We start from the raw sequence: 14,514 nt of genomic DNA, 5'->3' as shown, positions 1-14,514 counted from the left end.
AATGTTTAAAATTGGACCCTTAGAAATTAAATCTCGTTTATTATTAGGTACAGGAAAATTTGAAGATGAAGCGACGCAAACAAAAGCGATTGAAGCAGCAGAAGCGAATGTGCTGACTTTTGCCGTAAGACGTATGAATTTATATGATAAAAACTTGCCTAATCCATTAGCAAATATTAATCTTAAAGACTTTATTACTTTTCCAAATACAGCTGGCGCCAAAACGGCTGAAGAAGCGATTCGTATCGCTGAAATTGCAAAACATGCTGGAGTATGTGACATGATTAAAGTCGAAGTGATTGGTGATGATGAAACATTGCTTCCTGATCCATTTGAAACATATGAAGCATGTAAAGTGTTATTAGAAAAAGGTTATATCGTATGTCCTTACATTTCTAATGATGTCGTATTAGCGAAACGTTTAGAAGAATTAGGTGTTCATGCTGTCATGCCACTTGCTTCTCCAATTGGTACTGGACGTGGCATTAATAACCAACTTAATTTAAGTTACATTATTAAACATTCAAATGTTCCGGTTATTGTCGATGCTGGTATTGGTTCACCAAAAGATGCTTGTCATGCGATGGAATTAGGCGCTGATGCTATTCTTTTAAACACTGCAGTTTCAGGCGCAAAAGACCCTATTAAAATGGCTGAAGCAATGAAATTGGGTATTCATGCAGGCCGTCTCTCATATGAAGCAGGACGTATTCCAGTAAAATATACAGCCCAAGCATCAAGCCCTACTGAAGGTTTAGGATTCTTATAATGCAACGCTATAACCGTCAAATGCGTTATCATGCATTTGGAGAGGATGGCCAAATTGCCCTCTCCAATGCAACCATTTTAATACTTGGTGCAGGCGCGTTAGGAAGTCACGTTGCGGAGCTTTTAGCACGTATGGGCGCACATCATTTAGCTATTGTTGATATGGATATCGTTGAATTATCCAATTTACATCGCCAAGCACTCTATACTGAAGATGATGCTCACCATATGGTTCCTAAAGTTCACGCAGTTAAACAAAAGATCGAACACATTAATTCAAATGTAAACGTTCAAACTTATTATCAAGAAATTGACTCTACAACTATTGAAGATATTTTCAAAGCCGTCAATCCTGATATTGTCATTGATGGTATGGATCATTTCAAAATTCGTTATCTTATTAATGAAGCCTGTCACAAACACCATATTCCGTGGGTGTATGGTGCTGCTGTAGGTAGTAAAGGTACCGTTTACGGCATTGATTTCAAAGGACCTTGTTTGAAGTGTTTATTAAAACAAATTCCAACCAGTGCAGAGAGTTGTGCTATTAATGGCGTATTACCACCTGTTATTTCACAGGTAGCAAGCTATGAGGTCACAGAAGCGATTCGTTATTTATCTGGTCATGGATTTTCTCATAAGTTAATTACTCTTGATGCATTTAATATTGATTATAAAGCATTGAATATCGATGTTTTAAAAGATGATGAATGTGACGTATGTGGTAAAGCTCATTACGAATTATTAGAAACGAAACAACAACAGAATATTGAAAGCTTATGTGGAAAAACCTACCTCTTTAGATATCAATCTGCTGCTTTTGACTATGCTGAACATTTCCCAGGTGATATTGTGAAGTCAACCTCATTTGCCAAACTAATTAAAGACGGCAATTATGAAATCACCTTATTCAAAGATGGTAGAATGAATGTCTATGGCGTTGAAGATGATAATGAAGCAGAACAATTGTATCATCAATATTTAAAATCCTTAAAATAAGTTGTACAATCCATATCATGTTATCATAAGCAATTCATAGTAAATTCCTATATAATGAATTTACTATGAATTTTTTATTCGATTAATGCTTAATAACGGAGGATTTTTAATTTTATAATGGAACAAATTATTACAAATTTTATAGGTCAATGGGGTTATGCAGCCATTTTTATTCTTATTTTATTAGAAAATGTCTTACCTGTTGTTCCTTCTGAAATTATATTAACATTTGCAGGTTTAATGTCAGTTAAATCAGGTCTTTCAATTTTAGTTTTATTTATTATTTCAACAATTGCTTCATTTATCGGTTTACTTATTTTGTATTATTTATGTCGTTTAATTAAAGAGGAAAGTATTTATCGATTTGTTGATAAGTATGGTAAATGGTTCAAACTTAAAGGAAATGATGTGAAACGTGCGAACGACTGGTTTAAACGTTATGGCGCATGGGCAGTTCTATTATGTCGTTTCATTCCTGTTTTACGTGTATTAATTACTATTCCAGCAGGTATCAATAAAATGAACGTTGCAACATTTACGATGTTATCTTTATTAGGTACAACAATTTGGAATTTTGCCTTAATTTTACTTGGTCGTCTTCTTAGCGATAGTTTCGATATATTAATGTCTGGTATTCATACTTATTCTTATTTTATGTATGTGATTCTGATCATTATTATTCTTTATGTACTCTATCGTCTATTCTTCAAAAAAAATAACGCTAAATAAGTACATTAATTTTACTTTCAAATTAAATTTATAACAATCTAAGCATCACTGTTGAAAAAGTGATGCTTTTTAACGATAATTTATGTAAGCGGTTTTATTACTCTGCTTACTATCTAAAAAATTTCCCATATAGGAGTGAAATCAAGTGTCTCAATCTACGGAAAGTGAATTAAAGAAAAAGTATTTAGATTTACTATCTCAGCAATTTGATAGTCCTGAAAAACTTGCAACAGAAATTATTAATCTAGAATCCGTTTTAGAATTACCAAAAGGTACTGAACACTTCGTCAGCGATCTTCATGGTGAATATAAATCGTTCCAACACGTATTAAGAAATGGCTCTGGTAATGTCCGTGCTAAAATTAACGATATCTTTTCAGGTAACATCTCTCAAAAAGAAATAGATGATTTAGCTGCGCTAGTGTATTACCCAGAAGAAAAATTAAAGCTCATTAAGAATGACTTTAATTCAAAACGTGAGTTAAATGAATGGTATATCTTAACAATCGAACGCTTGATTGATTTAATCACGTATTGTTCTTCAAAATATACGCGTTCAAAACTACGTAAAGCCTTACCTTCAGAGTATACATATATTATTGAAGAGTTGCTTTATAAAAATAACGAATTTAACAATAAAAAATCGTATTATGAAACACTCTTAAATCAAGTTATCGAGCTTGAGCAATCAGATGATTTAATCATTGGATTATCTTATACTATCCAACGTCTTGTCGTGGATCATCTTCATGTTGTGGGTGATATCTACGATCGTGGTCCAGAACCTGACAAAATTATGGATACATTAATTGACTACCATTCTGTTGATATTCAATGGGGTAATCATGATGTACTTTGGATTGGCGCTTATGCAGGTTCTAAAGTGTGTTTAGCCAATTTACTACGTATATGTGCCCGCTACGATAACCTAGATATTATTGAAGATGCATATGGTATTAATTTAAGACCCCTCCTCACTTTAGCTGAAGAACATTACGATGGCGATAACCCAGCGTTCAAACCGAAAAAACGTCCGGATAAGAAAGTGGGCTTATCTAAACTCGAAGAAGCACAAATCACTAAGATTCACCAAGCCATTGCAATGATTCAATTTAAACTTGAAGTGCCAATTATTAAACGTCGCCCAAGTTTTGAAATGGAAGACCGTTTAGTTTTAGAAAAAATAAATTATGATACAAATGAAATTACAATTTATGGTAAAACGTATCCTTTAAAAGATACTTGCTTTAGTACGGTGGACCCTAAAGATCCTGCAAAATTATTACCAGAAGAAGAAGATGTTGTTAATAAATTATTACTGTCTTTCCAACAATCTGAAAAATTAAAACGTCATATGGCCTTTCTAATGCAAAAAGGTAAATTATACCTCCCTTATAATGGAAATCTTCTTATTCATGGTTGCATTCCTGTAAATGATAATGGCGAAATGGAATCTTTTGAAATTGAAGGTGTAAAACATAAAGGCCGTGATTTATTAGATGTCTTTGAACGTCACGTGCGCTTAGCGTTTAGCGACAAAGAGAAAACAGATGATTTATCTACGGATCTTGTATGGTATTTATGGACAGGAAAATACAGTTCTTTATTTGGTAAACGTGCTATGACTACATTTGAGCGCTACTTCATTGAAGATAAAGCGTCTCATAAAGAACCGAAAAACCCCTATTATTACTTACGTGAAGATGTTGATATGATTCGCAAAATGCTAAAAGATTTCGGACTTAATCCTGATGAAGGTCGTATTATCAATGGACATACACCAGTAAAAGAAATCGATGGCGAGGATCCTATTAAAGCTAATGGAAAGATGTTAGTCATTGATGGTGGATTCTCAAAAGCTTATCAATCTACGACAGGTATCGCAGGTTACACGTTACTTTACAATTCATTTGGTATGCAGCTTGTAGCACACCAATTCTTTGATTCTAAAGAGAATGTCTTATCTGATGGTGCTGATGAACTATCAGTACGACGTGTCGTTGATGAAGAATTACAACGTAAAAAGATTAGAGATACGAATGTCGGTAAAGACATTATGGAACAAATTCGCATGTTAAAATTATTAATGCACGACAGATATTTAAAATAAACCTATAATCATAATGCCCAGCAACAGTTCAAATGAACTGTCGCCGGGCACTTTTATTATTTATATACGTTTCTTAAAATACCATAAGTTCCATTATCGTACTCATCCATTGATTTTGTACTCCTATGGAATGTCGCTTCTTTATCGTCATTAATGTGATAAATAATCATATCTTTATCTGTAATATCATGATATGAAGAGGCTGGAACTTCGACAATATTTTGATTCGTAATCACATTGTCAAACCATCTTGGACTATGCTTTTCATCGAATAAAATATGATTACGAAGTGGTCCATTTAAATTATTACGTGCTTGATCATCTGTAAAGGATACTGGCATCATATTTACATTATTTAATCCAAATTCTGGAACTAACTCATTAAATGCAAGACTATTAAAAATAAATGATTTGGTCATTAATAAGCATTTGTTATAGCGAATTAAGTCGGCATACATACGATCACTACTTGATAATAAATTTCCTTTAAAAATTTCAAAACCGAGTTCTTCAGCTTTATCAGAAGTGTTACTAAACAAGTTAAACACCATCACTGGAATACCATGCGATTGTAACTGTCTACCTAAGTGATAAGAAAATTCGCTCTCACCTACTAAAATGACACCTGGAGGTTCAGTGCTTGCTAAACCAAGCATTTTACTTATTGGTGTAAAGCTAAAACCATATATTACTACAGTAATAAATACTAAACCAAATGTTACCGGTGTAATATAAGATGCCATTTTTATATTATCATTTAAAAATAATCCACCGAAAAATTGTGCTACAGTTAATACAACAATCCCTCTTGGTGCCATCATGGCTACAAGCGCACGCTCTTTTTTAGTGATTTCAGTACCAATTGTAGATAATAAAACAGCAATTGGACGTACTAACACAATCATAACAAGTGAGAAAATCACAAGTTTCCATGATAATACATCCATCAATACAGACGGTGTTAATGATGATGTTATTAAAATAAACACCGTTGAAACTAAAATGGAAGACATATTTTCAATAAAATGATCTGACTCTTTATAAATTAAATCATGTCGTTTATAACGTGCCATCATTAATCCAAAAATGGTTACTGCCAGTAAACCAGATTCATCGAGAATTTGGTCACAGATGCTAAACACAAGCAATATAAACACCAACTGAATGGAAGGCATTAAATTTTGTGGTATGACATCGCGTTGGATGAGCCAATTGAAGAAGAATGAAGCACCAAAGCCAATGAATGCTACAATCAACATTTTAAAAATAAATATAAAGAGTAATTGGAAACCAAAACCTTGTCCAATGATTTGATACACATAAAATGCAGCTAATGCTAGTATTGGACCAAGTGGATCAAGTATAATACTCTCCCAACGTAAGACGGTATCTACACTGTTTCTAACTTTTGCTTGTTTTAACAGTGGCTGAATCACTGTTGGTCCAGTAATAAGAAGTAATCCTCCCATAACAATGGCGATAGAAATAGGAAAACCTAAAATTTTATGTAAAGCAATAGCTCCAAGCGCCCATGCAATTGTGGCTCCTATCGTAATAATACGTATAACCGCCTTAGAAATACCTTTTAATTCTCTAAAATCTAAATTACTACTCCCTTCAAATAATATGATTGCTACCGCAAGAGATACAATTGGACTAAATATCTCTGAACCTAGTGTTTGCTCAGGATTTGCTAGTCCTAATATAGGTCCCACTAATAAACCAACAATCGACATGACTACAATTGAAGGCCATTTAATTCGATTTGCTAACCATTGACTGAAGATACCTAATGCAAGAAATAACACAATAACTAGCATCACAGGTAAATCAAATAACATATCTACACCTTCCTTATTTAAATTGAATATATTGCAATATCCTATCAAACTTTACTGACTAATGTATAGTATATTAAATACATTTTTTAAATAACATTGATATAAGAACTGTAAGCTATTATATACCCCATATAACTTAAAATTTATACAAATTCTTTCGAATGTATTTTTGAGGAATACAATGTTCATTACAAGTAAACTTTAATATTTATTTTTAACAAAATGTCCTTTAAAATAGATTAATATATTCTAATGTGTTTGATTTAGAAAGGATTTTTAAAAATGAAAGTTTTAAAAGAATCGATGATTGTAGCATTTGCCTTTGTAGGTGTTGTCGTTGGTGCTGGTTTTGCTACGGGTCAAGAAATATTCCAATTTTTCACAAGTAACGGTCAACTCAGTGTATTAGGTATTATGATTACAGGATTAATCATTACACTAGGCGGTATGTTCGTCTTAAATACTGGTTATAACATAAAATCACATAATCATTCAGAATCCATTCATTATTATTTGCACCCTATGATTGCTCGAGTATTTGATATTGTCCTAACATTATTTTTGTTTTCACTCGCTATTATTATGAGCGCGGGCGGGGCATCTACAATTCAAGAAAGTTTTCATTTACCTTATTGGCTTAGTTCACTTATTCTCGTCGGTCTGATTTTGGTTACATTATTTTTAAAATTTGATCGTTTAATTGCAGTACTCGGTATCGTTACACCTTTCTTAGTTATCGTCGTCACAATTATTGCGATATATTATCTTGCAACTGGCCATCTTGACTTTGAAAGTGCAAATCAATATGCACAGCATAAATCATCTATTTCACTTGGATGGTGGTTTGATGGTATCAATTATGCCAGTTTACAAATTGCTGCTGCTTTCAGTTTTCTAAGTGTCATGGGAGGACGTTTACATGACCAACGTGCTTCTATTTGGGGCGGATTAATTGGTGGCGTCATTATTACATTTTTGCTTTTAATGATTAATTTAGGCTTAATTACAAAATTTAATGATATTAAATCCGTAGCGCTTCCAACCTTATTATTGGCACGTCATATCTCACCTATTTTGGGAACTATCATGTCTATTATTATGATTCTAGTGATTTATAATACTATTGTAGGCTTAATGTACGCATTCGCCTCTCGTTTCACAAAGCCGTTTTCAAAACAATATTTTGTCCTTATTATTGTCATGACAAGCGTGACATTCATTTGTACATTTATCGGCTTTATTTCACTCATTGGCAAAGTATTTCCAATTATGGGGTTATTTGGCTTTATTCTACTTATTCCTATTTTATATAAAGGGATTAAACATTTTAAATATGCAGAGAAAGAAGATTCAAAAGGCAAACATTAATTTCCTTTTGAATCTTTTATTTTTATAGATTGAATTTAATACTTCACGGGAATAATAGGTATGGAGGTGTCGTTAATGACGAATCAACTATTTATTAATAATGAATTTGTAGAAAGTAAGTCAAACGAAACAATGGACGTGATTAACCCTGCTACGGGAGAAACAATCGATACGATTACATTCGCTACTGAAGAAGAGGTAAACGACGCAATTGAAAAATCTAAACACGCTCAACTTGAATGGGAAAAAGTACCAGCGCCTACACGTGCTGAGCATGTAAAATTATTAATTCCTTTACTTGAACAACATAAAGATGACATTGCTCATTTATACGTTAAAGAACAAGGTAAAACAATAGTACAAGCTAAAGGTGAAATTGATAAATCAATAGAATTCATTGATTATATGGCAAGTTTAAGTATGAGTAACAAAGGTGAAGTATTACAAAATAGTATAGTAAACGAAACCATTCAACTGACAAAAAAACCTATCGGTGTGACGGCTGGTATTGTGCCTTGGAATGCTCCAATTTTAGTGCTCATGCGTAAAGTGATTCCAGCTATTGTAACGGGTTGTTCTGTCGTTATCAAACCAAGTGAAGAAACAACATTATTAACATTAAAAATTGCTGAACTTTTCCGTGATTCAACTATTCCAGCTGGTCTTATTCAAATCGTTCCAGGTACTGGCGAAACAGTTGGAACACAACTGGCAACTCATAAAGATATTCAGCTTGTTTCATTAACAGGTAGTATGGGCGCAGGTAAAGCTGTATTTAAAAATGCGGCTGATAGCATTAAAAAACTTAACTTAGAACTAGGTGGAAATGCTCCTGTTCTTGTCACACAACACGCTGACTTAGATAAAGCTGTTGATTATATTGTTACTGCACGTATTAATAATGCTGGCCAAGTATGTACATGTCCAGAACGTATCTTTGTTCATGAAGATGTACATGATGACTTTATTAATAAAGTGAAAGATAAAATGGATGCGCTTCAAGTTGGAGATCCATACGATGAAAACACTGACTATGGTGCCATCATGAATCAAAAACAATTAGATAGTATTGATGATAAAGTTCAAGAAGCAGTAAAAAATGGCGCAGATTTAGTGTTAGGTGGTCATAAATTAGACCGTGAAGGATTCTTCTACGCTCCTACTATTTTAGATCATGTAAAAACGACTGATAGTGCTTTTAAAGAAGAAATTTTCGGTCCTGTTCTTGCTATAACTACGTATACAAACTTTGATAACGTTATTGATATGGCAAACGACACTAATGCAGGTCTATCATCTTATATTTTCTCTGAAAACTTAAAAGAAATTATGACAGCTACTGAACGTTTAAAATTTGGAGAAGTGTATGCGAACTGTGAGGCTGAAGAAGCAATCAATGGTTATCATGCAGGTTGGAGAGAATCTGGCCTTGGTGGTGCAGATGGTATTCATGGTTTTGAAGAATACTACAATACAACTGTAAGTTATATTAGATGGTAAATTAAAAATAAAAAGGGAGCGCAAGAAAGAATGGCGTGACATTCTTTTTTGCGCTCCTTTTTATTTATTTAATGCTTTATCGAGGGCTTGAATATTTTTTTTCATAATGGATTGAAAAGTGAGTGTTTGGTCTTCTGATTGAGATTGAGACAATACTGCTAAATTATTAAAATTTACAGGTTGAGTTTGTGTCTCTTTACGAATCACATCGGTTATTTTTGAAGAAATATTTTGTTCATATAAAATATACGGTTCATGTGTGTCTTTTATTTGATTAATGAGCGCTAAGATGTCTTTCTGACTTGGCTCTTTATTATTCATACCGCTAACCCCTTCTTGTTCGAAATGGTAACGGCGCGCTAAATATCCTAATGAATCATGAGAAATAATGACTTTATCTCGTTTAGAATGCGTTGTTATGTTAGATAATGTGCGATCAATTTGTTTTAAATCTTTAACTAATTGTTTATAGTTATGTTCATAATATCTACGATGTGCAGGATCTTTATGAACTAAATCATCTTTGATTTTCTTTGCGAATTGTTGATCTAGTATTGGATCAAGCCAAACATGAGGATCATATGATGTTGCTTTATGGTGATGTCCATGTTCATCGTGATCATCATCTTCATTCAAAAGGATTTGTTTATTTAAATTATTTGCGACTGCCAATTTCATATCATTATTATTCATTGATTTTGTAATTTTAGCCGCTACTGGATCAAGATGATCACTTGAATAAACAAATAAATCACTTTTTGCAATATTAATCATATCGCGTTGACTAGGTTCATATGTATGCATATCAGCACCCGGTGGATAAATCGTATCTACATCCACATATTTACCACCAATTTGTTTTGTAAAGCTTTCAAACGCAAAAACCGTAGTGTAAATTTTTAATTTATTCTCAGTTGTTACTTTTTTATGTTTGTGAGTGATATCGCGATTTGTACTACAAGCAGATAATATGAGGCACAAACACATTAAACTGATGATTGCGATAATCTTCTTCACACAAACCCCTCCAAAACGTAATAATTTCGTTCTCAACTATATCTGTTCTTTTATAAAAAAGCAATGACTTTGTATGTAAATGTTTTATAATTTTTATATTCTAAATTTTATTTATGTAATGTTTTAATTTAGCGGAAATGTGATAAATAATACTAAGACACTATATAAGGAGTGAAGTAATATGGCTGAAGAAATTAAACAAGGTAACAATAAATTTTATGTAGGTGAAGACGAAAATAATCCTAAAGCAGAAATCACTTACAAACAAGTAGATAACAATGAAATTGAAATCGATCACACTAGTGTATCTGATGAATTAGGTGGTCAAGGTTTAGGAACTAAATTAGTTGATTCAGTTGTAGAACATGCTCGTCAAAATAACTTAAAAATTATCGCTTCTTGTCCATTTGCAAAAGATGTATTAGAAAAAAATGATAGTTATCAAGATGTTTATTTAGGATAAGAGTAAAATACAATCCTCTAGAGAATCATTCTCTAGAGGATTTTTTTAATCAAGTTATTTACCTTGCCCTCTTAGCAACTATTCTAGTATATTTAATATACTTAGTATAAAAAAGAGAGGCAATGATACATGACTGCATTTCATTCAAAAGAAGCAATGCAAGTGACGAACGTCACTTTAAATGTTAAAGATTTAAACAAAATGAATCACTTTTATTCTGAAGTACTCGGTTTTTCTATTAAAAAGAAAACTGAAACACAAACCATTTTCAATGTTGGAGAACATGGTCACACGTTAACGCTTCTTCTTTTAGAACATGGACGTCATCCTGAATTTAGAGAAGCTGGCCTTTTTCATATCGCTTATTTATTACCTTCACGACAAGACTTAGCTAACTTCCTATATCATATGAGTCGTTTAAATCAGCCTGTTGGTGGCGGTGACCATTTAGTAAGTGAAGCGCTATATTTCAATGATCCAGAAGGTAATGGTATTGAAGTCTATCAAGATCGCCCTTCTAGTGGTTGGGAATGGGATAATGACTTTATTAAAATGGATACCCTTGAAGTTGATGCACAAGATTTAATTTCACATCGTACTGAAAAGGGTTGGCAAGGTTTTCCATCAGATGGAAAACTAGGACATCTCCATTTAAAAACACATAATTTGATGGAGGCTCGTCAATTCTATATTGATCAACTTGGTTTTGAACATATTTCAAACTTCCCTCAAAGTTTATTTATTTCTACACAACACTATCATCATCACATTGCTGTGAATACATGGCAATCTAATCAAGTGAATCCAGACAATAAGAACACTTATGGATTAACACATATTGATATCTATCAACCTCACGCTAAAGAAACGAATTTAACATCACCTGAAGGGTTTAATGTGACTGTTCATGGAGATGTAAGTGTGGTTCCTGATTAAAAAAGATTGGATGACAATCATCCAACCTTTTTTTAATCTACAATATCTCGATATTTTCTTACAGTATCAAAGTCACTATCTTTTGCTTTTTCATAACCTTGATGACCATAAATATCACTAATAATATGTTTACCTTTTTTTGTATGACTGATATCAATAAATGCTCGACTAATTTTCTTTTTCCATTTGCTACTCATGTCATTACGTACTGAAATGGTATCATTAGGAATTTTCTTTGTGCGATAAATCACTTTAGTTTCTTGATAAATATTGGGATTCTCTTTTTTTAAATCTGCGCGAGCATCTTGATATGTAGCAACCGCTTCTACATCATGATTTAATAATGCAATTAACCCCTGATCATGACCTTTCACTTGTTGAATTTGAATATCAGACTTTTTTATTCCTTTTTCCATTAACGATGCTAAAGGATAAATATATCCTGAAGTTGATCCCACATCTTGCAACGCTATCCTCTTATCTTTCAAATCTTTTAAATGATTAATATTACTATCTTTACGAACCACAATTTGAGATCGATAATAATCTACAAGGTGAGGTGTTTGATTCCCTTTATTATCTACTAGGTAACCTTTTGACTTTAACAATACATCTGCTGCATGAGCATCATGAGCTAATGTGTAAGAAACAGGAGAAATAAATGCAATATCGATTTTTTTCGATTTCAACCCTTCTACCATTGCATTATAATTTGTTGCTATATGTACTTTTACAGGAACTTCCAGCTCATCAGATAATAATTTTTGCAAAGGTTTTACTTTAGCATTAAGGATTTGAGCATTTTGAGATGGGACAAACTCAACAGTTAATGATTTAGGTGTATAGGCTTCTTTAGGATGCTTTACATTATCAATGTTTGAACAACCGCTTACTATAATTGTAATAACTAAATAAATAACTAAAAATTTTAAACGTTTCATCATTTTCCCTTTTCAAAATATATAATGTATTTAAACTTCATCAAACTTAAAATATAAAGACGTATTTATATTATATTAACCATCAATATTTAAATTGAAAATACAATTTATATTAATTTTTGATTTCAGTTCGAAGATCTTACTATTTAGATTTTCATCAAAACGTCTGCATATAAGTTAAATTGAGATTACCGAGAGACTTATACAACTTCAAAATGAAATCTGTCATACTTTTCTAATTTTTAATCATACTTCATAAAAAAATGCCGACAAAGTATATACCTTTGTCGACATTTCAAAATAATTATTAAAATGTTTAATCATATTTTAATTAGTATAAGCCTTTTGTTTCATTACTTGTATCAATAAAGATGTTTTTAACTTGTTGATAGTTTTTAATTGCATCTTTATAAACTTCACGACCGATACCAGATTTTTTATAACCACCAAATGGTGCGCCAGCTGGGATTTGATTATACGTATTAACCCAAATACGGCCAGTACGAATTGCTTTTGCAACATTTAATGCACGAAGTAAGTTTGTAGTGAAGACACCACCAGCTAAACCATACTCTGAGTCATTCGCAATTTTAATTGCTTCTTCTTCATCTTCGAATTTTTCAACAACAACAACAGGTCCAAAAATCTCCTCTTGTGCTAATTTATGACTATTATCTGAAAGTTCAATGATTGTTGGTTCGAAGAAGTAGCCTTTATCTAAACCATTATCAGTAATACGATGTCCACCCGTTAAGATATTTGCTTTGTCATCTTCTTCTGCTAATTTAATATAACTTTCAATTTTTTCAATTTGTTCTGGACCAGTTTGTGCACCCATTTTTGTATCTTCAGCGAATGGGTCGCCTACTTTAATATTTTCGAATGCTTCTTTTAATTTTGGTAATAATTTATCATATAAAGATGATTGTACTAATAAACGTGAACCGGCACTACATACTTCACCTTGATTGAATAGAATACCTAATTGAACGCCTTCAATGACTTGATCTAAATTTGCATCATCAAAGATAATATTAGCACTTTTACCGCCAAGTTCTAATGTCGTTGGCACAATACGTTCAGCGCCTGCTTTAGCAACACCATAACCTACACTTGTTGAACCAGTGAATGATAATTTATTTACACCTTCATGTTTGAAAATCGCATCGCCTGATTCTGAACCTTTACCAGTAATGACGTTTACTACACCTTTTGGTAACACATCTTGAAGAATTTTAGCTAATTCAATTAAGCTTAATGGTGTAGAAGAAGAAGGTTGAATTACCACTGTATTACCCGCTGCTAATGCTGGACCTAATTTCCAAGATGCAAGTAAGATTGGGAAGTTCCATGCTACTACTGCACCTACTACTCCCACAGGTTCATTTACAACTAAACTCATAGTGTTATGATCTATTTGGTTAACCGAACCTTCATCAGTCGTTAATACTCCTGCAAAATATTTAAATTGTTCAGCTACTTGAGGAAGATCAATTGTTGATGTTTCACGGTAAGGTTTACCATTTTGAAGTGATTCAACTGTTGCTAAATGTTCCTTATTTTCTTCAATACGACGACTAATTTCTAATAAATAATCTGCACGTTCTGCTTTAGAAATTTTACTCCAACTATCAAATGCCTCATGTGCTGATTGCACTGCTTTATCAACATCTTTTTCATTTGCTTTAGCAACTTTGGCTAATTCTTCACCATTTGCTGGGTTAGTAACCGTAAGTGTTTCTCCACTTTCACTTGGTTGGAACTCACCATTTATAAATAAATCATATTGTTCATCTAAAAAATCTCTAACATTTACTTTTGCCATACGTTTTCATCCCTCTT

The 14,514-nt window shown here is 32.6% G+C and carries 12 protein-coding genes; 8 read left to right on the top strand and 4 right to left on the bottom strand.

Annotation, left to right across the window (positions count from 1 at the left end; translation table 11 throughout):
- Position 1 precedes the first annotated feature (1 nt).
- The 4 genes from HMPREF3046_RS03685 (at position 2) to HMPREF3046_RS03670 (ending at position 4,606) form a co-directional block, all read left to right on the top strand.
- A complete protein-coding gene (locus tag HMPREF3046_RS03685; RefSeq protein ID WP_070716537.1) occupies positions 2–769 on the top strand; it encodes a thiazole synthase in 768 nt (255 codons plus the stop codon).
- Entirely contained in the window at positions 769–1,767 is a 999-nt protein-coding gene (locus HMPREF3046_RS03680; protein WP_070716534.1) for a HesA/MoeB/ThiF family protein, read from the top strand. The genes HMPREF3046_RS03685 and HMPREF3046_RS03680 overlap by 1 nt, the downstream gene beginning before the upstream one ends.
- A 117-nt stretch (positions 1,768–1,884) precedes the next feature.
- On the top strand, positions 1,885–2,496 hold the full coding sequence (locus tag HMPREF3046_RS03675; RefSeq protein ID WP_070716532.1) for an undecaprenyl phosphate transporter UptA: 612 nt from the start codon (positions 1,885–1,887) through the stop codon (positions 2,494–2,496).
- 145 nt (positions 2,497–2,641) lie between these two features.
- The gene (locus HMPREF3046_RS03670) at positions 2,642–4,606 is read left to right on the top strand and encodes a fructose-bisphosphatase class III (protein WP_070716530.1); all 1,965 of its coding nucleotides are present in this window, start codon (positions 2,642–2,644) and stop codon (positions 4,604–4,606) included.
- A gap of 56 nt (positions 4,607–4,662) precedes the next feature.
- Here HMPREF3046_RS03670 and HMPREF3046_RS03665 read toward each other — a convergent pair whose 3' ends face one another.
- Complete coding sequence (locus tag HMPREF3046_RS03665) at positions 4,663–6,447, bottom strand: cation:proton antiporter (protein WP_070716528.1); 1,785 nt, start codon at positions 6,445–6,447, stop codon at positions 4,663–4,665.
- 282 nt (positions 6,448–6,729) lie between these two features.
- On the opposite strand from HMPREF3046_RS03665, the gene HMPREF3046_RS03660 reads away from it, so the two are divergent.
- Both HMPREF3046_RS03660 and aldA read left to right on the top strand, forming a co-directional pair.
- Complete coding sequence (locus HMPREF3046_RS03660; protein WP_070716525.1) at positions 6,730–7,815, top strand: YkvI family membrane protein; 1,086 nt, start codon at positions 6,730–6,732, stop codon at positions 7,813–7,815.
- Positions 7,816–7,890: 75 nt separating this feature from the next.
- Entirely contained in the window at positions 7,891–9,315 is a 1,425-nt protein-coding gene (gene aldA / locus HMPREF3046_RS03655) for an aldehyde dehydrogenase (RefSeq protein WP_070716524.1), read from the top strand.
- Between the two features lie 60 nt (positions 9,316–9,375).
- Here the strand turns inward: aldA and HMPREF3046_RS03650 are convergent, their stop codons facing one another.
- Positions 9,376–10,332, bottom strand: a complete 957-nt coding sequence (locus HMPREF3046_RS03650; protein WP_070716521.1) for a metal ABC transporter solute-binding protein, Zn/Mn family — start codon at positions 10,330–10,332, stop codon at positions 9,376–9,378.
- A gap of 181 nt (positions 10,333–10,513) precedes the next feature.
- Here HMPREF3046_RS03650 and HMPREF3046_RS03645 point away from each other — a divergent pair, with 181 nt between their 5' ends.
- On the top strand, positions 10,514–10,795 hold the full coding sequence (locus HMPREF3046_RS03645) for a GNAT family N-acetyltransferase (RefSeq protein ID WP_070716520.1): 282 nt from the start codon (positions 10,514–10,516) through the stop codon (positions 10,793–10,795).
- Between the two features lie 129 nt (positions 10,796–10,924).
- The gene (locus HMPREF3046_RS03640; RefSeq protein ID WP_070716518.1) at positions 10,925–11,731 is read left to right on the top strand and encodes a VOC family protein; all 807 of its coding nucleotides are present in this window, start codon (positions 10,925–10,927) and stop codon (positions 11,729–11,731) included.
- A 32-nt stretch (positions 11,732–11,763) separates the two neighbouring features.
- Here the strand turns inward: HMPREF3046_RS03640 and HMPREF3046_RS03635 are convergent, their stop codons facing one another.
- Together HMPREF3046_RS03635 and HMPREF3046_RS03630 are read right to left on the bottom strand one after the other, a co-directional pair.
- On the bottom strand, positions 11,764–12,672 hold the full coding sequence (locus HMPREF3046_RS03635; RefSeq protein ID WP_070716515.1) for a phosphate/phosphite/phosphonate ABC transporter substrate-binding protein: 909 nt from the start codon (positions 12,670–12,672) through the stop codon (positions 11,764–11,766).
- Positions 12,673–13,003: 331 nt separating this feature from the next.
- On the bottom strand, positions 13,004–14,497 hold the full coding sequence (locus HMPREF3046_RS03630; protein ID WP_070716514.1) for an aldehyde dehydrogenase family protein: 1,494 nt from the start codon (positions 14,495–14,497) through the stop codon (positions 13,004–13,006).
- Positions 14,498–14,514 lie beyond the last annotated feature (17 nt).

Origin of the sequence: Staphylococcus sp. HMSC070D05 (assembly GCF_001815595.1) — a bacterium.
In the GTDB taxonomy this organism is placed as follows: Bacteria; Bacillota; Bacilli; order Staphylococcales; family Staphylococcaceae; genus Staphylococcus; species Staphylococcus hominis.
Note: the sequence above shows the minus strand (reverse complement) of the source record. Positions and strands in the feature narration are given on the sequence as shown.